The organism is Pauljensenia sp. 27098_8_83 (assembly GCF_041432695.1).
GTDB lineage: Bacteria > Actinomycetota > Actinomycetes > Actinomycetales > Actinomycetaceae > Pauljensenia.
This window is the reverse complement of record NZ_JAPWAD010000025.1, coordinates 1-22,059: the sequence shown is the minus strand read 5'-3', so window position 1 is coordinate 22,059 and position 22,059 is coordinate 1. Positions and strand designations below refer to the sequence as shown.

Annotated in this window: 17 protein-coding genes and 1 pseudogene; 10 read left to right on the top strand and 8 right to left on the bottom strand. The window is 68.6% G+C overall.

Annotated elements, in window-relative coordinates:
* Positions 1–196: 196 nt before the first annotated feature.
* The 3 genes from O3656_RS08890 (at position 197) to O3656_RS08880 (ending at position 5,794) form a co-directional block, all read left to right on the top strand.
* Positions 197–1,726 (top strand): CCA tRNA nucleotidyltransferase, encoded by a 1,530-nt coding sequence (locus tag O3656_RS08890; RefSeq protein ID WP_500063650.1) that lies wholly within the window; start codon positions 197–199, stop codon positions 1,724–1,726.
* A gap of 116 nt (positions 1,727–1,842) precedes the next feature.
* Complete coding sequence (gnd, locus tag O3656_RS08885) at positions 1,843–3,309, top strand: NADP-dependent phosphogluconate dehydrogenase (RefSeq protein WP_500063642.1); 1,467 nt, start codon at positions 1,843–1,845, stop codon at positions 3,307–3,309.
* Positions 3,310–3,451: 142 nt separating this feature from the next.
* Positions 3,452–5,794, top strand: a complete 2,343-nt coding sequence (locus O3656_RS08880; RefSeq protein ID WP_500063641.1) for a transglycosylase domain-containing protein — start codon at positions 3,452–3,454, stop codon at positions 5,792–5,794.
* Positions 5,795–6,185: 391 nt separating this feature from the next.
* On the opposite strand, the gene rplI is transcribed toward O3656_RS08880, so the two are convergent.
* From rplI to O3656_RS08855, 5 genes are all read right to left on the bottom strand, one after another.
* Entirely contained in the window at positions 6,186–6,644 is a 459-nt protein-coding gene (gene rplI / locus O3656_RS08875) for a 50S ribosomal protein L9 (protein WP_500063640.1), read from the bottom strand.
* Positions 6,645–6,665: 21 nt separating this feature from the next.
* Positions 6,666–6,908 (bottom strand): 30S ribosomal protein S18, encoded by a 243-nt coding sequence (gene rpsR, locus O3656_RS08870; RefSeq protein ID WP_003791435.1) that lies wholly within the window; start codon positions 6,906–6,908, stop codon positions 6,666–6,668.
* Positions 6,909–6,999: 91 nt separating this feature from the next.
* A complete protein-coding gene (locus tag O3656_RS08865; RefSeq protein WP_500063639.1) occupies positions 7,000–7,566 on the bottom strand; it encodes a single-stranded DNA-binding protein in 567 nt (188 codons plus the stop codon).
* 35 nt (positions 7,567–7,601) lie between these two features.
* Entirely contained in the window at positions 7,602–7,892 is a 291-nt protein-coding gene (rpsF, locus tag O3656_RS08860; protein ID WP_500063638.1) for a 30S ribosomal protein S6, read from the bottom strand.
* Positions 7,893–8,157: 265 nt separating this feature from the next.
* Positions 8,158–9,531 carry an MATE family efflux transporter gene (locus O3656_RS08855; protein WP_500063637.1) on the bottom strand — a complete coding sequence of 458 codons (1,374 nt, stop codon included), beginning with the start codon at positions 9,529–9,531 and terminating at the stop codon, positions 8,158–8,160.
* 342 nt (positions 9,532–9,873) lie between these two features.
* Here O3656_RS08855 and dnaB point away from each other — a divergent pair, with 342 nt between their 5' ends.
* The gene (dnaB, locus tag O3656_RS08850) at positions 9,874–11,229 is read left to right on the top strand and encodes a replicative DNA helicase (RefSeq protein ID WP_500063636.1); all 1,356 of its coding nucleotides are present in this window, start codon (positions 9,874–9,876) and stop codon (positions 11,227–11,229) included.
* 1,214 nt (positions 11,230–12,443) lie between these two features.
* Here dnaB and rarD read toward each other — a convergent pair.
* Both rarD and O3656_RS08840 read right to left on the bottom strand, forming a co-directional pair.
* Complete coding sequence (rarD, locus tag O3656_RS08845; RefSeq protein WP_500063635.1) at positions 12,444–13,394, bottom strand: EamA family transporter RarD; 951 nt, start codon at positions 13,392–13,394, stop codon at positions 12,444–12,446.
* Positions 13,391–14,710 carry a glutamyl-tRNA reductase gene (locus O3656_RS08840; RefSeq protein ID WP_500063634.1) on the bottom strand — a complete coding sequence of 440 codons (1,320 nt, stop codon included), beginning with the start codon at positions 14,708–14,710 and terminating at the stop codon, positions 13,391–13,393. The genes rarD and O3656_RS08840 overlap by 4 nt, the downstream gene beginning before the upstream one ends.
* Before the next feature lie 241 nt (positions 14,711–14,951).
* Between O3656_RS08840 and hemE the strand changes: the two genes are divergently transcribed.
* From hemE to hemL, 6 genes are read left to right on the top strand one after another with little or no spacing between them, the layout of a single operon-like run.
* The gene (hemE, locus tag O3656_RS08835) at positions 14,952–16,049 is read left to right on the top strand and encodes a uroporphyrinogen decarboxylase (RefSeq protein ID WP_500063632.1); all 1,098 of its coding nucleotides are present in this window, start codon (positions 14,952–14,954) and stop codon (positions 16,047–16,049) included.
* Positions 16,046–17,512 (top strand): protoporphyrinogen/coproporphyrinogen oxidase, encoded by a 1,467-nt coding sequence (locus tag O3656_RS08830; RefSeq protein ID WP_500063631.1) that lies wholly within the window; start codon positions 16,046–16,048, stop codon positions 17,510–17,512. Before hemE ends, O3656_RS08830 begins: the two co-directional genes overlap by 4 nt.
* Positions 17,509–18,543, top strand: coding sequence for a hydroxymethylbilane synthase (gene hemC / locus O3656_RS08825; RefSeq protein ID WP_500063630.1), 1,035 nt, complete (start codon positions 17,509–17,511; stop codon positions 18,541–18,543). The genes O3656_RS08830 and hemC overlap by 4 nt, the downstream gene beginning before the upstream one ends.
* An 11-nt stretch (positions 18,544–18,554) precedes the next feature.
* Complete coding sequence (locus O3656_RS08820) at positions 18,555–19,424, top strand: uroporphyrinogen-III synthase (protein ID WP_500063629.1); 870 nt, start codon at positions 18,555–18,557, stop codon at positions 19,422–19,424.
* Entirely contained in the window at positions 19,421–20,452 is a 1,032-nt protein-coding gene (hemB, locus tag O3656_RS08815) for a porphobilinogen synthase (RefSeq protein WP_500063628.1), read from the top strand. The genes O3656_RS08820 and hemB overlap by 4 nt, the downstream gene beginning before the upstream one ends.
* A gap of 44 nt (positions 20,453–20,496) precedes the next feature.
* Complete coding sequence (hemL, locus tag O3656_RS08810; RefSeq protein ID WP_500063627.1) at positions 20,497–21,894, top strand: glutamate-1-semialdehyde 2,1-aminomutase; 1,398 nt, start codon at positions 20,497–20,499, stop codon at positions 21,892–21,894.
* Between the two features lie 78 nt (positions 21,895–21,972).
* Here the strand turns inward: hemL and O3656_RS08805 are convergent.
* Positions 21,973–22,059, bottom strand: a pseudogene (locus O3656_RS08805) (DNA-binding protein); the annotation flags it as partial.

Genomic DNA, 22,059 nt, shown 5'->3' with positions numbered 1-22,059 from the left:
GCGGGGGTCTGGGTACCCCGCCTCGGCGGTCAACTGGACGTGCAGGCATAACTCCACTTTAGCCGGTACGCGGCCCCCGGTAGTCGGCCAGGGCCCTTTCCTGGCATGCTTAAGAGCGATGAGTACCCAGTCAGCTTCTCCGAATAACGGCCCCGTGACCGCGCAAAACGCCGGAACGACGGACATTCCTACCCTCATGGCGAACGCCACGAGGACCTTCGCCGCGCTCCCGCCCGCGATTATGGAACTCGGCACGATTTTTCACGAGGCCGGGGAGGAGCTCGCGCTCGTCGGCGGGCCCGTGCGCGACGCGTTCCTGGGCGTGACTCCGCACGACTTCGACATGACGACCTCCGCGCGCCCCGAGCGCACCGAGGAGCTCCTGGCGACGTGGGGCAACGCGACCTGGGACATCGGCAAGGAGTTCGGCACGATCGGAGGGCGCCGCGGCGACCTGATCGTCGAGGTGACGACCTACCGCACCGACGAGTACGAGATCGGTTCGCGCAAGCCCGAGGTGACTTTCGGCGACACGCTCGAGGGCGACCTGACGCGTCGCGACTTCACGGTCAACGCGATGGCGATGCGCCTGCCGCAGATGGCCCTCGTCGACCCCTGCGGCGGCCTCGCGGACCTCGCGGACGGCAACCTGCGCACCCCCGTGTCCGCCGAGCAGTCCTTCGACGACGATCCGCTGCGCATCATGCGCGCCGCGCGCTTTAGCGCCCAGCTGGGCCTCGATGTCGACATGGACGTCATGAACGCGATGGAAACCATGGCCTCGCGCCTCGAAATCGTCTCCGCCGAGCGCATCCGCGCCGAACTCGAGCGCCTCATCATCTCGCCCTACCCGCGTCGCGGCATCGAGCTGATGGTCCACACGGGCGTCGCCGACATCGTCCTGCCCGAGGTCGCCGCCCTCGTCTCCACCGTGGACGAGCACAAGCGCCACAAGGACGTCTACGAGCACACCCTCACCGTCGTCGAGCAGGCGATGGACCTGGAGACCGGCCCGGACGGCCCGGTTCCCGCCCCCGACTTCATCCTGCGTTTCGCCGCCCTCATGCACGACGTCGGCAAGCCGGCGACCCGCCGCTTCGAAAAGAACGGCACCGTGTCCTTCCACCACCACGAGATCGTGGGCGCGAAGATGACGCGCAAGCGCATGAAGGCCCTGCACTTCGACAAAGCCACGACCGAGGCCGTGACCACCCTGGTCGCGCTGCACCTGCGCTTCCACGGCTACGGCGAGGCCGCCTGGTCCGACTCCGCGGTGCGCCGCTACGTGGCCGACGCGGGCGACCTCCTCGAACGCCTCCACCGCCTCACCCGCGCCGACTGCACGACCCGCAACCGCCGCAAGGCCAACTACCTGTCCGCCGCCTACGACGACCTCGAGGCGCGCATCGCCGCCCTGCGCGAGCAGGAGGAGCTCGACGCGATCCGCCCCGACCTCGACGGCGACCAGATCATGGAGATCCTCGGGCTGCGCCCCTCGCGCGCCGTGAAGATCGCTCGCGACTACCTGCTCGAGCTGCGCATGGAGCGCGGGCCGCTGGGCGAGGAGGCCGCCCGTCAGGCGCTTCTCGACTGGTGGGCATCGGACGACGTGCGCGCCCTGGCGCAGGAGTACCAGGCCCAGCAGGCCCACTGGGAGGCCAAGGTCGCGGAAAAGAAGGCCCGCAAGGCCGCCGCGAAGGCCGCCCGCGAAGCCCAGGAGAACTGAGACCGGGCATTGAGACCGCACAAGGGGCGACAATCGTCACGCCCGCGCGCGGTGCACTGCCGGGGCCACCGCCGTACTCTGGGAATAATTCGACTATTTGTGAGGAGAGTTATCGCATGAGCACGTTCACCCCCGAGAAGGCATCGGCCGACATCGGCGTGTACGGCCTGGGAGTCATGGGCGCAAACCTCGCCCGTAACCTGGCCCGCAACGGCTACGCGACCGCCGTCTTCAACAGGACCCAGGCTCGCACCGAGAAGCTCATGGCCCGCCACGGCGACGAGGCGACCTTCGTCCCCGCGTCCACGCTCGAGGACTTCATCGCCTCCCTGCGCACCCCGCGCGTCGCCATCATGATGGTCCAGGCCGGCCCCTCGACGGACGCCGTCATGGAGCAGCTCGCCGCTGTTATGGACGAGGGCGACATCATCGTCGACTGCGGTAACTCCCTGTTCACCGACACGATCCGCCGTGAGAAGTGGGCGGCCGAGCGCGGCCTGCACTTCGTGGGCGCGGGCGTCTCCGGCGGCGAGGAGGGCGCCCTGTGGGGTCCCTCCATCATGCCCGGCGGCACCCCGGCCTCGTACGACCGCCTCGGCCCCATGTTCGAGGCCATCGCCGCCACCTACGACGGCGTGCCCTGCTGCACCTACATTGGCGCGAACGGCGCCGGCCACTTCGTGAAGATGGTGCACAACGGCATCGAGTACGCGGACATGCAGGTCATCGCCGAGGCCTACACCCTCCTGCGCGAGGGCCTGGGTGCCACCCCTGCCGAAATCGCCGACATTTTTGCCGCCTGGAACGAGGGTGAGCTCAACTCCTACCTCATGGAGATCACCGCCGAGGTCCTGCGCCAGGTGGACGCCGAGACGGGCAAGCCCCTCGTCGACCTCATCGTGGACGCCGCCTCGCAGAAGGGCACCGGCAAGTGGACGGTGCAGACCGCCCTCGACCTGGCCGTCCCCGTCACCGCGATCGGCGAGGCCACCTTCGCGCGCGGCGCATCCTCCGAGCCCGCCCAGCGCGCGGCCGGCCAGGCGCTCGCGGGCAACGCCACCGCGCTCGTCATCGAGTCGGACGAGGCCCGGGTCGCGTTCATCGAGGATGTTCGCCAGGCGCTCTTCGCCTCCAAGATCGTCGCCTACTCGCAGGGCTTCGACGAGATCGAGGCTGGTGCTGCCGAGTACGAGTGGGGCATCGACAAGGGCGCCCTGGCTCGCATCTGGCGCGCGGGCTGCATCATCCGCGCGGCCTTCCTCGACGACATCACTCGCGCCTACGAGGCCGACCCCGACCTGCCGCTGCTGCTGGCCGCCGAGCCATTCGCGACCCGCTTCCAGGAGTGCACGCCCGCGCTGCGCCGCGTCGTGGCCCAGGCGGCCCTCGCAGGCGTTCCGATCCCCGTGTTCGCCTCGTCCCTGGCCTACTTCGACCAGATTCGCGCGACGCGCCTACCGGCCGCCCTCATCCAGGGTCAGCGCGACTTCTTCGGCTCCCACACCTACCACCGGGTCGACAAGGAGGGCGTCTTCCACACGCTGTGGGCGGTGCCGGGTCGTCCCGAGGAACAGTGGTCCTGACCTGAAGAGACGGAAGGTTCTCTAGCAGCGGGTGGGTGCGCGATGGACGCACCCACCCGCTGTGTTGCGGACCATACTTTGGGGTTCTTTCAGGAAACACCGTTAGGCTAGGAACATAACAATCCGCTGAAAGGGCGAATACGTGGCTACTAACAACGGACGGTCCGACTGGAACGACATCATCGAGCCCGGCGGCTCGGGCGCGTCGCACCGCGACGCCCTGCCCTCGCGTCGCGCGACGCGCGCCGCCGCTTCGTCGCGTGCTTCCAAGAAGGCCGCCACGGCCTCGTCGGCCGGTAAGAAGGGCCCCGCGAAGAAGAAATTCCGGTGGGCCAAGCGCATCGGGTTTGGAATTCTGACCATCTTCCTGGGCGTGTTCATTGCTGGCATGGCCGTGTTCCTGTACCTCTACAACACGCTGACGGTGCCCGCGCCGGACGATCTGGCCCTCGCGCAGAAGACGACCGTCTACTACGCCGATGGCACGACCGAGATGGGCACCCTGGGTGAGATCAATCGTCAGATCATCGATACGACGAAGCTGCCCGACTATGTGCCCAAGACGATCGTCGCCTCCGAGGACCGCACGTTCTACACGAACAATGGCGTCGACCTGAAGGGCATTTTCCGCGCGCTCGTGAACAACCTGCGTGGCGGTGCTCGCCAGGGCGGATCGACCCTCACCCAGCAGTACGTGGAGCGTTACTACATGGGTGAAACCACGTCTTATACGGGCAAGCTCAAGGAAGCCGTCCTGGCGATCAAGATCAACCGTGAGAAGTCCAAGGACGAGGTCATTGGTGCCTACATGAACACGATCTACTTCGGTCGTGGCGCGTACGGCATCGACGCCGCTGCCCAGGCCTACTTCGGCCACGGCGCGGACCAGCTCACTCTGTCCGAGTCGGCGCTCCTCGCGGCCGTCATCCCCGCGCCCTCCGCGTGGGACCCCGCCGTCAACCCCGACAAGGCGAAGGAGCGCTGGGAGCGCGACCTGAACCTCATGCTGGAGGACGGCTGGATTACTCAGGCGCAGCACGACTCCGCGGTCTTCCCCGAGACGATTGACCCCGACACCCTCAACAGTGAGTCGATGAGTGGCACGACGGGCTACCTGATGGCTCAGGTCAAGTCGGAACTCATCGCCTCCGGCCAGTTCGACGAGGACAAGATCAGCCAGGGTGGCCTGCGCATCACCTCGACGATCGTCAAGGAACACCAGGATCAGGCCGTTGCCGCCGCCGAGGGCATGAACGATGTCGACGGTTGGGATCCCACGTACCAGCACGTCGCCCTCTCCTCTATGGACCCGGCCACGGGCGAGATCCTCGCTGAGTATGCGGGTGCGGATTTCGAGAAGCGCCAGCAGAACGCCGTCACGCAGGACATCGCGATGGCCGGCTCGTCCTTCAAGCCCTTCGCTCTCCTCGCGAACGCGCGCGTGGGTGGCAGCGTCTACGACACCTACTCGGGCAAGTCTCCCCAGTACTTCCGAGGCATGGGCACCCCCGTCACCAACGACGGCGGCTACTCCTTCGGCAACGTCACCCTCGTGAAGGCGACCGCCTACTCGATGAACACGGTGTTCGTGGGCCTCAATGACGACGTGGAGCCGGAGAACACGCTGAAGGCGGCCATCGACGCGGGTATTCCCGAGGACACGGTGGGCCTGAACGAGGAGCTGCTCAACGTGCTGGGCCCCTCCTCGCCGCACAACATCGACCTGACGACCGCCTACTCGACGATCGCGAACGGTGGCGAGCGCGTCACCGCCCACATCGTCAAGAAGGTCGAGGACTCGAACAACAAGCTGCTCTACAGCGGGGACGTGGCCCCCAAGCGCGTGTTCGAGGTCGAGGAAGTTTCCTCCATCATGCCGGCCCTCGAGGCCGTCACGAGCGGTGATGGTACGGCCAGCCGCGTCGACGCCTCGATTCCGCGACTGACGACTGCGGGCAAGACCGGTACCTCCTCCGACCAGCTCTCCGCGCAGTTCGTGGGCTTCGTGCCCGGCATGGTCACGGCCGTGTCGATGTACCAGTCCGACGACGCGGGCAACTCGGTGCCGCTGGACGACGTGGGTGGCCTGGACCAGTTCCATGGCGGCGACTGGCCCGTGGACGTGTGGATCGACTACATGAAGCCCGCGACTGCGAACCTGTCGGGCGACGACTTCACGTGGAAGGTTGCGTCCAACCGCAAGGTGCAGAACAACGCGCCCACGCCCGTGCCGAGCGCGACGAGCGAGGCCCCGCAGTCCGCTCCGCAGCCCACAGAGACGCCTACCCCGACGGAGACCCCGTCCGCCGAGCCCACCGAGGGTTCGGAGAACGGTAACAACGGGAACGGCAATAACGGCAATGGGAACGGGTCCAATAACGGAAACGGGAACAACGGCAACGGTTCCAACAACGGCAATGGTTCCAACAACGGCAACGGCGGCAACAACAACGGCGGCAACAACAATGGCGGCCGAAGAAACTAGCCGAGCGTCCTAGCGCCACGCCTGCGGGCCCCGAGGGTTCTCCTCGGGGCCCGCAGTGTGTTCGCAGGAGTGTGCCTATGTGGATAGGAAACGACGATGTGGATAGGAAACGACGATGTGGATAGGTTGTGAACATCCGGATAGGTTAATAACCTATCCGCAAGCGAATAACCTATCCAGATGCGCGCAACCTATCCGCGTGTGAGTGCGTGAGCTCACGCCATACGCCCTCTGCGACCACGTGCGTCGCGCCTGCCGCGCTCCGGCAGGGGCCCGCAACGACGTGTCGTAGACGAGCGTCAGATCTTGCAGGCACAGCAAAAGGGGTGGCCCCCGCTCGCATGAGCGGGAGCCAACCCTTCAATCAGCATTCAACCGATGCGTGAAGCCTTCACTTCGCGGCGGAAACGCGGACCTTGAGGTTCGCGGACACCTCGGTGTGGAGGCCGACGGTCACCGTGTAGTCGCCTACGGCCTTGATGGGCGTGGCGATGATGACGCGACGACGGTCGATGGTCTGGCCCAGCTGCTCCTTGACCGCGTCAGCGATCGCAGCAGCGGAGACGGCGCCGAACAGGCGGCCGGAGTTGCCAACCTTGCCGGAGATCTCGACAACGGCACCCTGGAGGGCGTCGCGCACGGCGCGAGCGTCGTCGATCGTGGCGATCTCGTGGCGGCGACGAGCAGCGGCGATCTGGTCGATCTGCTTCTGCGCGCCGGCGGTCCACTTGGCGGCGAAGCCGCGGGGGACCAGGTAGTTGCGGGCGTAGCCAGCCTTGACCTCGACGACCTCGCCGGCGTGGCCGAGGTTGGGGACGTCGTGGGTGAGGATCAGTTTCGTGGTAGCCATATCAGCTGTGTCCTTCCCTTATCAGCGGCCGGTCGTGGAGTAGGGCAGCAGAGCCATCTCACGCGCGTTCTTGACGGCGCGAGCGATCTTGCGCTGCTCCTGGGTGGAAACACCGGTCACGCGGCGGGCGCGGATCTTGCCGCGGTCCGAGATGAACTTACGCAGCAGAGCGGTGTCCTTGTAGTCGATCTTTTCGATCTTGGCCGACTTCAGCGGGTTGGCCTTCTTCTTGATGGGCTTGTTGCGAAGTTGGGGCTTCGCCATGATGGTCTCCTAGTGAATCCGGGCGGACTGTGCCGCCCCAAGCGTTGTGTCTTCGACGTGGCGTCCGGCGCGAGCGCCGGAGCGCTCGACTTTAGAACGGGGGCTCGTCGCCGAAGGAGGTGGCACCGCCAGCGGGGGCGGAGCGCCACGGGTCCTCGGGGGAGCCGCCGGTCGGTGCGCCGTAGTTGGCGCCACCCTGGCCGTATCCACCCTGGCCGCCGCCGTAACCGCCGCCCTGCTGGGGCGCGCCCTGCTGGCCGCGGTTGTCGGACTGGTAGCCGCCGCCACCGGAGGGGGCGGTGCGGGTGACCTGCGCGCGTGCGCGGCGCAGGGATGGGCCGACCTCGTCGACCTGCAGCTCAACGACCGTGCGACGTTCACCCTGCTGGGTGTCGTACGAGCGCTGGGTGAGGCGACCCTGAACGATGACGCGCATGCCCTTACGCAGCGACTCGGCGACGTTCTCAGCGGTATCGCGCCACACGGAGCAGCGCATGAAGAGGGTGTCGCCGTCGCGCCACTCACCGGCGTTACGGTCGTAGGTTCGGGGGGTGGAGGCCACCGTAAAATCGGCGACCGCGGCACCGGACTGCGTCCAACGCAGTTCGGGGTCAGCGGTCAGGTTACCGATGACAGTGATGACGGTATCTCCGGCCATGTCGGCTCCTCGGGCTTAGAGGGTGTGGTGTCGGCTCAGTGAGCGTCGGGGCGCAGGAGCTTCGTACGGAGAATGGTCTCGTCGATGCCCATGCGGCGGTTGATCTCGAGAGCGACCTCGGGGGTCGTGGTCATGTCGATGACGACGTAGATGCCCTCAGAACGCTTGAGGATGTCGTAAGCAAGGCGGCGCTTGCCCCAGATGTCAAGGTTCTCGACGGATCCGCCGTTGGCAGCCACGGGTGCCAGGTACTTCTCCATCACGGGGGCGACGGTGCGCTCGTCGATCGAAGGATCGAGGATCACCATCAGTTCGTAGTTACGCACGTTGGTTCCCACCTCCTATGGTCTTTACGGTCACGGACGGTCCGTGACAGGAGGGCGTTGCGTATGGCCCCTGGGGGCCTGCTGGACGGGCCGCGGGTGCGGACAGTCCAGCTACCCACTTTACACGGGTGGGAGCGTCTTCGCTAGGGCGTTTCCGGTCACGATTGGCACCCTCGGGACGAGGCCTGGGCCCACCCCGCCGGGACGCCGAACCCCGCGCGAAACGGCCGGTGGGGACGAGGCCTGCCCCGGCCTCGTCGATCACCTACAGCGAGCGCGCGCCGAGCCCGTTGGTGAGCGCCCGCATACCCGTGTAGACCGCCGAGTATGCGAGCCACACGAGCGCGAGGGCCAGCGAGGGGCGCGCGGCGAGCGAGGAGGAGTGGGCGATGACCCACAGGAGGGGCGCGTACACGACCAGGTTGATGACGGCGGCGATGGCCAGGTAGCGGCCTCGGCCCGCGCCGATGAGGACGCCGTCGAGGAGGAAGACGTAGCCTGCGACCGGCTGGAAGAAGGCGCTGACGATGATGGCGACGGTCGCGTAGTCGATGACGGTCTGGTCGTTCGTGAAGATGCGAGTGATCCAGGGTGCGGTGAGCGCCAGAGCGACGCCGACTGCGATGCCGAAGCTGACACCCCAGCGCGAGAGCGTGCGCAGGAGCGGGTGCATGGCCCCGCGTTCGCCGGTGCCGGCCGTGAATCCTGCCAGCGCCTGGGCGGCGATCGCGAGCGCGTCGAGCACGTAGGCGGCGAACGTCCACAGCGTCCACACGATCTGGTGGGCGGCCAAGGCCTGGGTGGAGATCGCGGTCACCGCGCTCAGGGTAGCCAGGAGGGCGACGCGCAGGGCGAGGGTGCGCACGAGCAGCGGCGCCCCCTCGACCGCCGCGCCGAACAGGCCCGAGGTGGATGGGCGCAGGCTCACGCCCTCGCGACGTGCGGCGCGCACGATCATCCAGCCGAGGAAGACCGCCATGAGCGTCTGCGTGATCGCCGTGCCCAGGCCCGACCCCGCAACCCCCATGCCGAGCGGGTACATGAGCACCCAGTTCGCCACCGCGTTGAACGCCGCGCCCACAGACGCCGCGACCAGGGGAGTGCGCGTGTCCTGCAACCCGCGCAGAGTCCCGGTCGCCGCCAGGACGACGAACATGCCGACCAGCCCGGGCGCGGACGCGCGCAGGTAGGCCAGGGCGTGCGGCAGCGTCGCCTCGTTCGCTCCCAGCCAGGTGAGCAGGGGAGAGGCGAAGACCGCCAGGAGGATCGCGGCGAGGAGGCCGAGGCCTCCCGCCAGCCACATGGCCTCGACCCCAGAGCGGACCGCGAGATCGCGCCGCCCGGCCCCCAGGTGACGCCCCGCCAAGGACGTCGTCGAGTAGGCGAGGAAGATGAAAAGCCCGACCGCCGTGTTCAGCACGGTCGACGCGACACCCAGGCCCGCCAGCTGCGGGGTACCCAGGTGACCGACCATCGTCGAATCGATGACCGTAAACAGCGGCTCAGCGATGAGAGCCCCCAAGGAGGGCAGCGCGAGCGACAGGATCATCCGCGTCGTGATCGTCGGGGTCGACGAGGCCGGGGCCTCCTCACGCTTCGACGGTGAGGTCGGGTCGCTGGGTCCCTGTGTGCTCGTCATGACACGCTCCGTTTTCCTTATCCACAATGTGTGCACAGGCCTGTGGAAAGCCGTGCACGGGGAAATTCTAGACGGCCCAATGAATGACAACGATGTGACTGTGATGAGCATATCTGCCCTGACAGATCGGTCATTTCACGTTGTGCACAGGCGCTGTCGGCGTTGTGCACAGGTTATCCACAATATGTGCACAGGCCCGTGCACAGCGCCGGTCGCGCAATCTCCTACAACGCGTTAGTCTTCGCCTGAAGGCCCTCTATCCACAGGGCTCCCCACCGCGCTCGCGGCCCGAACCCAGCCCCGGCCTCGTCCCCACACGCCCGCGCACCCGAAAGGATCACGATGTCCGACGACCAGTTCGACCGCGTCCCCCCGCAGGACATCGACGCGGAGATGAGCGTCCTCGGATCGATGATGCTGACGACCGAGGCCGCCAACGTCGTCTCCGAGATGCTGCGTGGGCAGGACTTCTACCAGCCCAGCCACGAGACCATCTTCGACACCATCATCGAACTCAACGGCCGCGCGGAACCCGCCGACGCGATCACCGTCGCCGGCGAACTCAAGCGCGCCGGCCTCCTGTCGAAGGTCGGCGGCGCCGCCTACCTGCACACCCTCATCGCCTCCGTGCCCACCGCCGCGAACGCCGCCTACTACGCGCGCATTGTGCGTGAGCGCGCCATCATGCGCCGCCTCGTCACCGCGGGCACGCGCGTCGTCCAGCTCGGCTACGCGGACGCTGGCGGCGACGTCGACGAGATCGTCGACCAAGCCCAGGCCGAGGTCTACGCCGTCTCCGACGGGCGCGAAACCAGCGACTACGTGTCCATGGATAAGATGAGCACGGATATTCTCATCGCCCTCGAAGACATCGAAAAGAACCAGGGCAAGCTCAACGGCGTGCCCACAGGCTTCACCGACCTGGATGAGCTGACCCAGGGCCTACACGGCGGCCAGATGATCATCGTCGCCGCCCGACCCGCCATGGGTAAATCCACGCTCGCCCTGGACTTCTGCCGCTCCGCGTCCATGAAGCACGGCATCACGTCGCTGATCTTCTCGCTGGAAATGAGCTCGCAGGAAATCGCGATGCGCCTGCTGTCCGCCGAGTCCGGGGTGCGTCTGTCCAAGATGCAGGCCGGCAAAATGAACAGCAACGAATGGCAAAAGGTCGCCGAAACGTCCTCGCGCATGAGCGCTGCGCCCCTGTACGTCGACGACTCCGCGAACATCACGATCTCCGAGATCCGCTCCAAGTGCCGCCGCCTGAAACAGCAGGAAAACCTGGGCCTGGTCGTCATCGACTACCTCCAGCTCATGACAAGCGGCCGTCAGGTCGAATCCCGTCAGCAGGAAGTCTCCGCGATGTCGCGAAACCTGAAGCTCCTGGCCAAGGACCTCGACATCCCCGTCATCGCCGTCGCACAGCTGAACCGTAACTCCGAGGGCCGCACCGACCGCAAGCCCATGATGAGCGACCTGCGTGAATCCGGGTCGCTCGAACAGGACGCGGACATCATTATTCTGCTGCACCGCCCCGACTACTACGACAAGGAGGATCGCCCCGGCGAGGCCGACATCATCGTCGCCAAGCATCGCGCCGGCGCGACCGCGACCGTCACCGCCCTCTTCCAGGGCGACATGGCGCGTTTCGTCAACTACACGGGACGCCCCGAGCCTGGCGGCGGAGGAGAGTAAGGGCGGTTTAACTGGCCGCTGGTGTTGCGGGCCCCGCGTTGCTTGATTGTGCCTGGCCGCTGTGTGTGCCGGTGGGCGGCGGCCCGCCCGCGAGATCGCCACACGCGAGTCTGCGGCTCAGAGTGGTCGATCTCGAGGCCCGCCCTGGCCCTGCCGCCGCCCACCGGCACCGCGGCCAGGCTCTGCAGGCCCTGCGGCGGCCTCCAATCGGGCGGCGCTGTGTCGCTGTTCGTGGCTAGCATGCTCACCGCTCGCCCCTAGCAATTTCGCATGCAATTCCCCCACGACTCTTTCAAACTATGAATTTGTAGTGTTGGAATTCCAACGTTTTCAGACTTTGTTGAAACTTCACCCAATCGAATTGCATGCGACTTTTGGCTGGTGTGTCGTTTTGAAGCTCGGCCAGGGCCTGACACCGCCCACCGGCACCGCGGCCAGGCCCCGCGCCTCGAAGCCTGCCCGTGCCCTCCGGACCCTCCGGCCCCCTCCGCATCGGCGTGCGGCTCTCAACAATTTCGCATGCAATTCCCCTGCGGCTATTTCAGGATTTGAATTGTGATCGTTGGTATTTCAACGTTTCTGAGTGTTGTTGAAGTTTCATGCAATCGAATTGCATGCGGAATTGGGGGAGGTGCGTGTTGTTGGGGTGAGGCGGGGTGTTGGCGCGTGACTTTCTTCTCCCTGCGTGGCTTGTTGTTGGTGGGAGCGGTACAAAGTTCTCCCTGCTCGGGTAAAACTGGTCAAAAAGGGCGGTTTCGGGTGTGCTGGGAGAGTTTTGTACCGGTTGGGCCCGCCAGGCCAATGTGCCGGGAGAGTTTTGTACCGGTTGGGCCGCCGAACTGGATACGCCAGGAGAGTTTTGTACCGGTTGGGCTCGCTGGGGGTGTGTGCCGGGAGAGTTTTGTACCGGCACCGGCCCCGCGTGCGGTACAAAGTTCTCCCTGCTTGGTCTGGTGGTGGGCGAATGCGCGAAAAAGTTCGCCCAGTGCACGAAAAATGGCCCAAAATCGGCGGTTTGTGGCGTGCTGGGCGAGTTTTTTCGCGAAAACACTGTAGTAGGGGCTGCGCTGGGCGAATTTTGTCACGGGTGAGCCTGTGAAGGCCCCACGCTGGGCGAACATTGTCGCGCATGATGCCAGATGTGCCCCGTGCAGGGGGAGTTTTGTACCGGGGCTCGCCATGGCGGCCGCCCCCACCGCCCGGCGTGCCCGGCCTCAGTCCTGGTGACCTGCCCGGGCCAGGCGCTTGGCGCGCACGGAGGAGACCAGCCAGTCGGCGCTCAGGCACGCCAGCGCCACCCACACGACGCCCATCGCGATCCAGCGGAATGCGGGCACGCTCTCGTGGAAGATGAACACGGCGACGAGGAGCTGCAGGGTCGGCCCCAGATACTGCAGGAATCCCATTGTCCCCAGGGTCAAACCCCTTGCCGCCGAGGCAAACATAATGAGTGGGATCATCGTGAGTGCCCCCGCGCCCACCAGGAGGGCCAGGTGAACGGGCCACGACAACCCGGAGCCGTCGGAAGACGCGATGGCGTGGAAGGATGTGGAGGACGTGGCCACCAGATACGCGTAGTAGCCCAGCAGGAAGGGCGAGACCGCCGCGGTCTCGATCGCCATGCCCGCGAGCGGGTCGACGCGCGCGGCCACGTCCTTTTTCACCAGTGAGTACAGGCCGAACGTCAGTGCGAGCGTGAGGGAGACGATGGGGACCGCGCGCTGGCCGATGACGAGAATGATGACGGCGATGACGCCGAGGGCCAGAGCCACCTGCTGGATCGGGGTGACGCGCTCGCGCAGCACGATGAGTCCCAGCGCGATCGTGACGAGGGGGTTGATGAAGTAGCCGACTGCCGCGTCGGTCGTGTGTCCGGCGAGGACCGCGTACACGTACACCGACCAGTTGACGACGACGAGCGCGCCCGCGACCGCGAGGCGCCACAGGGCTCCGCGGTCCGCGATGAGTGCGCGCACCTTCCCGAGCGACCCCGTCACAGCGAGCGCAACCACGCAGAAGAACAAGCCCCAGACCGCGCGGTGGACGATGACCTCAACGGCGCCGGCGGGGGAGAGCAGCGAGAAGTACAGGGGGAAGAAACCCCAGATCACGTAGCAGGAGACGCCGAGGGCGAGTGCGCGTGGATCGTTCTTCTGGGTGCTCATGCTCCCAGTGTATGAACATCGCGGGGGCAGGCGCCGACGAGGGAATCGCTGTGATCACCTGGCGAGAAAGCGTGAGGGGCCGTGTCCCCCGTAATAAGGGCGGTCTCGTCGATGCCGAGGACCACGCTCAGGGCCTCCAGGTAGCGTTCCTGCTGGCTCTCCTCGCCCGCCCGGCGCGCGAGCACGGTCGGGTTGTGGATGAGTCGCGCGGCCAGGTGGCGCAGTGCGCGGGCCGCGTCGTCGGTCGAGAGGGGGGCGTCGCTGAGGCGGTCGATCTCCTCCTCGACGATGCGGAAGACGCGTGAGCGCAGGTGTCGCACGACGGGGTCCATGGAGCGTGCGCCGAGGCCGCGCTCGAAGGAGGTGACCTCCTCGTCGATGATGGTGCGGGCGCGTGTGAGTGCGTCGGCATCGGCGGCCGGGACCGACGCCTGGATGGTCGGCAGGTCGATGAGGGTCACGTTCGGCAGTGAGGCGACGGAGCTTTCGGTGTCGCGCATGAGCGCGAGGTCCAGGACCACGGTGCGTCCGGAAGCTGCAGCCATGTCGCGGGTCAGGACGGGGCTTCCGAGCCCTCGGCAGGTGATGACCAGCTCGGCGCGCTCGAGAGCAGAGGGTAGGCCTGCGGCATCAACCCAGCCGATGCCTCGTCCCTGAGCGAATTCGCGGGCGCGCCCAGACGTCGAGTAGACGGACACGTCCGATGCGCCGAGCGCGTTCAGGGCGCTGACGGTCGCACCGGCGTAGGCGCCCGTGCCGACGATGAGCACGCGCGTGTCTTCCCACGGTCCCAGGTGGGCGGCCGCCATGTCGAGGCCGACGGCGACGACCGAACGGCCCGCCCCGGCCAGTCCGGTCTCGGTGGCGACGCGGCGCGAGGTGGCCGAGGCCCGTTCGGCGGCGCGTCCCAGGTCGCAGCTGAGGGTTCCGTCCTCCCAGGCGGTGCGCGCGGCGCGGCGCATCTGCCCGGCGATCTCGCGCTCGCCGATAACCATGGATTCCAGCCCGGATGCCGTCGCGAAAAGATCGACGAGGCCGTCGCGTCCCCACAGGTGCCGCAGCTGTACGTCGGCGCGCGGGGCGTGGGCGGCGGTGGCGAGTTCGCGCTCTACCGCGTCCTGGAGCGCGTGGGGGTCGGCCGAGGCCGGGGCGTCGACGTAGATGGTGACGCGGTTACAGGTGCGTAGGAACATGACTCCACGTACCTGCGCCAGCGAGCGCATGAGGGTAGGGCCGAGGTCGGTCGCGCCGGAGAGCCGGGCGATGTCGTCGAGGGGGGCGTAGCGGTGGTCCGCGGAAAGCACATGAATAGTCACAACGCGTCCATTTAAGGGCACGCGGGTAGAGCGGGCAGTGGAGAGAAGCTATTTATGTTGGTGACGCCGTGTCATTTCGGAATGTCGGCGAAATAAATGGCGCTCTCCCGCGGATAAATGGACATAAAGCCACGAAAATTCAAGCATTTGCGGCGTGTGAGAAATTGTCTTGAACTAGACTGGAAACAGACGGAAATGCGCGAATTAACGCATGAAAACATCATTTAATTGAGGGAGACACATGACGACGCCCCCGCTGATCGCTGCCCTGACCGGGCGACGCGGGAACACCCCCGTGTGGTTCATGCGTCAGGCTGGACGCTCCCTGCCTGAGTACCGTGAGCTGCGCGCCGCTATTGGCCTGCCCATGCTCGAGGCCTGCCTGCGCCCCGACGTGGCCGCCGAGGCGACGGTGCAGCCCGTGCGACGCCACGGCGTGGACGCGGGCATCTTCTTTTCGGACATCATGGTCCCCCTGCGCCTGGCTGGGGTGGGTGTCGAGATTGAACCGGGCGTGGGCCCGGTCCTCGACCACCCCTATCGCACGCGCGAGAGTATCGACGAGCTGCTGAGCCATCGCTACGGCGAGGGCTCCTGGACCGATTCCACCGGGCGCGCGCGCGACTGCGCCGAGGGAGCCCAATCCGTGCGCGACGGCGTCGCAACGGCGGTGCGCGAGCTGGGGTCCACGCCCCTCATCGGATTCGGCGGCGCCCCCTTCACCCTGGCCGCGTACATGGTCGAGGGGCGCCCCTCCCGCGATCACATGGCGGCACGCGCGCTCGCGGCCTCCGACCCGGGCGCGTGGGACGCCCTCATGACCTGGTGCGCGCGCGTGAGCGCCGACTTCATCACCTCCCAGGTCGAGGCGGGGGCCAGCGCCGCGCAGCTCTTCGACTCGTGGGTGGGCTCCCTCTCGCCGCGCACCTATCGCGAGTCCGTCGCGCCGTATTCGCGCATGGTTGCGCAGCGCGTCGCCGGCGTCGTCAGCCCGGTGACCGGCGAGCGCGCCCCTCTCATCCACTTCGGTACGGGCAGCGCCCCGCTCCTGGCCGACATGGCCGAGGTCGGGGCCGACTGCGTGGGCGTGGACTGGAAGACGGACCTGTCGTGGGCTATCGAGCAGGTGCCCGGAAAGGCCGTGCAGGGGAATTTGGACCCCGCGCTACTTCAGGCCCCGTGTCCCGTTATCGAACAGACCGTTCGAGATATCCTCGACGCCGGGCGCGCTGCCCCCGGCCACGTCTTCAACCTCGGGCACGGCGTGCCGCCCATGACCGACCCTGACGTGCTGACGCGCATCGTCGAGCTGGTGCACGAGCTGGGTGAGGCCCGATGAGCCCCCTGGACGCGATCCCCACCCACCCCGACGCGGTCGTCGTCGGCGGAGGCATCGCCGGAGCCGTGAGCGCGTGGGAACTGGCCCGCGCGGGCGTGCGCCCCCTCCTGATCGAGGCGCGCGGCTACCTGGGCGGCCTGATCGCCCGGGGGACGGTCGGCGGCGTGAACGTGGACCTGGGCGCGGAAACATACGTCGTGCGCGGCACCGACACCTCCTCGATTGTGGAGGCCCTGGGGCTGACCTCGGTCGAGCCCGCTGGCTCGGGCGCCCGCCTTTATGCTCCCGCCCTGCGCGGCGGCTGGGAGCTGCGCCCCTTCCTGCGCGACTCGTTCCTGGGAATCCCGGCCCACCCGGACGCGCCCGACTGCGCCCGCGTGCTCGGTGAGGCCGGGGTGCGCCGCGCCCTCGAGGATCGCTCGATGGGCGGCGGCGTCGGCATGGACGAGGCCGGGGAGACCCTGGCCGGTTTCGTGACCGCGCGCATGGGCGAGGGTGTGCTGGAGCGCTCGGTGCGGCCGATCATCGCGGGCATCTACACCGCCGACCCGACCATGCTGGCGACCGACACGGTCGCTCCCGGGCTGCGTGCAGAGACCGCTCGCCGCGGATCCCTGGCTGCCGCAGTCGAGGCACGCCTGGCCACCGCCGGATCGCGCCGCACCCCCGAGGCCTGCGTCGAGGGCGGCATGTTCGTCCTCGTCGATGCGCTGCGGGCCGCCATAGAAGAGGCCGGGGGAACCGTCCTGACCCGCACGGGCGCGTTCGCGATGACGCGCGAGGCCTCGGGATGGACCCTCGAGTGTGGGCCGACGAGGCCCGGGCCCACCCCGGGCGCCGAACCCGTGCCGGCTGGCCCGGGCGTGAGCGTCACGACCCAGCGCCTCGTCCTCGCCTGCAGCGCCGGTGCCGCCCTGCGCCTGTTGACCCAGGCGCGCATCCCCGGCCTCGTGCCCGATGTGAGCGTTCCCGAGGGCGCGCCCATCGCGCGCCTCACCCTGGCCGTGCGCGCCCCCGAGCTGGACGACGCGCCCGTCTCCCAGGGCCTCCTGGTCGCGCCCGCCCCCGCCGACGACCGGCCCGTGGCGGCCAAGGCCCTCTCGCACCTCAACGTCAAGTGGCCGTGGCTTGCCGACCAACTCCCGCCCCACACGCACCTGCTGCGCCTGTCCTACGGGCGCCTCGGCGAGGCCGAACCCGCCGTCACCGTCGAGGGGGCCCTGCGCGATATTCGCACGCTCACCGGCGTGGACATCGCGCCCGAGGCTGTCACCGACCACCTGCTCGCCCGCTGGAACGGCACGCTCCCACCCCTGCCCCCCGAGTATCGCAGCCGCGTGAGAGCACTCGAGGAACAGGTGCGTCCCCTGGGGGGCGTGGCGCTCACGGGCGCCTGGGTCGCCGGAACCGGCATCGCCTCCGTCGTCTCCCACGCCCGCGCGGGCGCGAAAGGACTGCTATGACCACGCGGACGTTCGTTCTGGGAACCAGGGGATCACGCCTGGCGCTCGCCCAATCCACCACCGTCGCGCGGGCGATCGAGGAGGCTGGGGCTCGCCTCGGCGAGGACGTGCACGTTCAGCTGGAGGTCGTGCGCACGCACGGCGACGTGTCCGCGGCACCCCTGGCGGCGCTCGGCGGCGTCGGTGTGTTCGCCGCGCAGCTGCGGCTCGCCCTCCTCGGAGGAGAGTGCGACCTGGCCGTCCACTCCTTCAAGGACCTGCCCACCGCCCCCACGCCGGGGCTGCGCATCGCGGCCGTCCCGCTGCGTGAAGACCCCCGCGACGCTCTGTGCGCGGCAGACGGGGCGACCCTGGCATCCCTGCCGGAGGGCGCGCTCGTCGGCACGGGCTCGCCCAGGCGCGCCGCCCAGGTGCTCGCCGTGCGCCCCGACCTGCGCGTCTGCGACCTGCGCGGCAACGTCCCCACGCGGCTCTCGCGCGTGCGCGGCATCGACCTGGGTGCCGACGCGGGCACCGCACCCTCTGCGCTCGGCACGGGCGAGCGTCTCGACGCGGTCGTCCTCGCCCTCTCCGGGCTGCGGCGCATCGGCCTCGACGCCCACACCACCGACGTGCTCGACCCAGCCATCATGATGCCCGCCCCCTCGCAGGGAGCCCTTGCCATCGAAACGCGCGACGAGTCGGACCCGCTCCTGTGCACCCTCCTCGATGCACTCAATGACCGGCCGACCGCGCTCGCGGCCAGCGTCGAGCGGGCCGTCCTCTCCGCCCTGGGCGCGGGGTGCGCGGCACCCGTCGGTGTCTTCGCCCGCGTGGACGAGGCCTCCTCGACCCTCCTGCTCGACGCGCGCGTCATGAGCGTCGACGGACGCGAGCGGGTCGAGGCGAATGGTGCGTTAGCGCTCACGGGCACGGTTGGCCTGGGCGAGGCAGCCCGACTCGGCGAGGACGTGGCGCGCCAGCTGCTCGCCCGCGGCGCCGCCGAGGTCACCGATCTAGGGGCGACGAAAGCGCCGAGGCAATCCTCGTGAACGAAGCCCCAGTGAGCGAACCTTGCGTGAGCGGCCCCGTTGTGAGCGGCCCCGTTGTGAGCGGCCCCGTTGTGAGCGAGCCCCTCGCGAGTGCACCCCTGCACGGGCGGCGGATCCTCCTGACCCGCGCCAAGCCCGATGACGCCATCGCGCGCGCCCTGCGCCTCGCCGGGGCGCAGGTGGATGCTCTCGCCCTCACCGTCTCGACGCCGCTTGATTCCGCGCAGCTCGACGCGGCCCGCGGCCGGCTCGCTGACGGCGCGTACGCGTGGGTCGTGTTCTCCTCCTGGAGGGCCGCGCGCGCCGTCGTTTCCGCCCTGCCACGGGCACGCTCGCGCGGCACGCGCATCGCCGCCGTCGGAGAGGCCACGGCCCGGTGGATCAGCGACCACGCGGGCGTGAGCGTCGACATGACCGGCAAAGGGTCCGCCGCCGCGCTGCTCGAGTGCTTCCCCGCTCCGTCCGCTCATAATGCGCGCTCGATCCTCATTCCCCGGTCGGCAGCTGCGCTCGATACCTTGCCGGACGGGCTGCGGGCGCTGGGCTGGAGCGTCGAGGCCATCGACGCCTACACCACTCTCCCCGCCGACGCCGGTGATTGTGACGCCGATATCGCGGGGAATTTCCGCGCGGGTCACTACGACGCGGCGGTCCTCACCGCCTCCTCCCAGGCGCGCGCCCTCCCCCCGCTCCTCGGCCTGCCGCCCCCCTCAACTCGGGTCGTGACCATCGGCGCGCCCACCGCCGCCACCGCCAGGGGGCAGGGGATCGCGGTCGCGGCCCAGGCCTCGTCCCCCACACCCGATGCCATCGTCCGCGCCCTCGCCGACGCCCTCGCCCGCCCCACCCACGCCGACGCACCCGAAGAAAGAAACTCATGACTACCGTCCCTGAATCCGTCACCTCCTACCTCGCCGAGGCCGGGGTGGACTCCTCCCCGATCCCGACGATCCGCCCGCGCCGCCTGCGCTCGACCCCAGCGATGCGCGCGCTCGTGCGCGAAACTCACGTCGACCCCGCCAAGCTCATCTGGCCTGTCTTCGTGCGCGACGACATCGATGAACCCCGCGAAATCGCGGCTATGCCGGGCCAGTACCAGCACACGATCGACTCGCTGCGCCGGGCCGCCGCGCAGGCCGCCGAAGCCGGCGTGGGTGCCATCGACCTGTTCGGCGTGCCCTCCCACCGCGACGCGATCGGCTCCCAGGCGTGGGCGGAGGACGGGATCCTCAACCGTGGTCTCGCCGCCGTGCGCGCCGAGGTCGGCGACGCCCTCGTCGTGTGCGCGGACACCTGCCTGGACGAGTTCACCGACCACGGGCACTGCGGCCTCCTCGACTCCGAAGGCGGCGTCGACAACGACGCGACCCTGCCGCTCTACCAGGCGATGGCGATCTCCCAGGCGCGCGCGGGCGCGCACATGGTCTCGCCCTCGGGCATGATGGACGGCCAGGTCGCCGCGATCCGCGCCGCCCTCGACCAGGCGGGATACGCCCACGTCGCGATCCTCGCCTACTCCGCGAAGTACGCGTCCGCCTACTTCGGGCCCTTCCGCGAGGCCGTCGGATCCACCCTCAAGGGCGACCGACGCACCTACCAGCAGGACCCCGCGAACCGACGCGAAGGCCTCTTCGAGGCGCTGCTCGACGCGGCCGAGGGCGCCGACATGCTCATGGTCAAGCCCGCCGGCCCGTACCTGGACGTGCTGGCCGACGTGGCCGCCGCCTCCGACATCCCCGTCGCCGCCTACCAGGTGTCCGGGGAGTACGCGATGGTCGAGGCCGCCGCCGCCAACGGGTGGATCGACCGCACCCGCGTCATCGACGAGTCCCTCACCGGCATCTTCCGCGCGGGAGCCGACTCCGTCCTCACCTACTGGGCCCTCGAGGTCGCCCGCCGGACCCGCTGAGCGTGCTGAGCGCGCGTACCATAGCAACAATCCATTTTTCGTCGATGAAGGTAGCCGTGACTACTAACGAAACCGCATTCTCCCAAGCAAAATCCGTGATCCCCGGCGGCGTGGACTCGCCCGTGCGCGCCTTCGGGGGCGTCGGCGGCACCCCGCGCTTCATCGCGAGCGCGAGCGGTGCGCGCGTCACCGACGTGGAGGGGCGCTCCTACGTGGACCTGGTCGGCTCGTGGGGCCCGGCGCTGCTCGGCCACGCGCACCCCGAGGTGGTCGCCGCCGTCCAGGAGGCCGCCTCGCGCGGCCTGTCCTTCGGTGCGCCGACCGAAACTGAGACGCTGCTGGCCAGCGCCGTGCGCGAGCGCGTGCCCTTCACGCAGCGCGTCCGCTTCGTGTCGACGGGCACCGAGGCGACGATGACGGCGATCCGCCTGGCGCGCGGTGCCACCGGGCGCGACCTCATCGTGAAATTCGCCGGCAATTACCACGGCCATTCCGACGGCCTGCTCGCCGCCGCAGGGTCGGGCGTCGCCACCGGCGGCCTGCCCGGGTCGGCCGGCGTCCCCGAGGCCATCACCGCCCAGACGATCGTCCTGCCCTACAACGATGTTGATGCCCTGCGCGCGTGCTTCGAGCAGGTGGGCGACAGTATCGCCGCCGTCATCTTCGAGGGCGCCCCCGCCAACATGGGCACGGTCCCGCCCCACCCCGGCTGGAACCGCGAAATCCGCCGCCTGTGCACCGCGCACGGCGCGCTCATGATCCTCGACGAGGTCCTCACCGGCTTCCGCGTCGACCCCGCCGGCTGGTGGGGCCTCGAGGCCGTGGCCGGGTGGGTCGACGGCGCGCCCGCGGGCCGCTACGGTGCCGGCTTCGTCGACGCGTCCTCCGTGGAGGGCGCCGACTGGGTGCCCGACCTCGTGACCTTCGGCAAGGTCGTGGGCGGCGGCATGCCCCTGGCGGCCGTCGCCGGGCGCGCGGACGTCATGGACCTGCTGGCTCCCCTGGGCCCCGTCTACCAGGCGGGTACCCTCTCGGGCAACCCCCTGGCCACGGTCGCCGGCCTGCGCACCCTCGAACTCGCTGACCAGGGCGTGTACGACCGAGTCAACGCCTCGGCGCAGGAGATCAGCACGATCGTGTCGGACGCGCTCAACGCTGCCGGCGTCGCCCACCGCGTCCAGCGCACCGGGTCCCTGTTCTCCGTCATGTTCGGCGAGGCCGCGGCCGCCTCGGGCGTCTACGACTACGACCAGGCGCGCGCCCAGGAGGCGTGGCGCTACGCCCCGTTCTTCCACTCGTTCCTGTCCTCGGGCGTGGCCCTCCCGCCCTCGGTGTACGAGGTGTGGTTCGTGTCCGGCGCTCACGGCGAGGCGGAGCTGGAGGCTATCGCCGCCGCGGCTCCGGCGGCTGCGCAGGCTGCCGCTGCGGCTCAGCCGGAGTAGTCGATCGCTCCGCGGCACCTGTGCCGTGGATGGGCGACGGGTGCTTCTCCGTGGTGGTTGATGTCGTCAGCGGGTGTGTTAGGGCTCTTCACGGACGGTGAACGAGGGGTCTGGTGTAAAGCAGAACAGTGCTTTTCCTGGGTTGGGGGTGAACCAGACGATGTC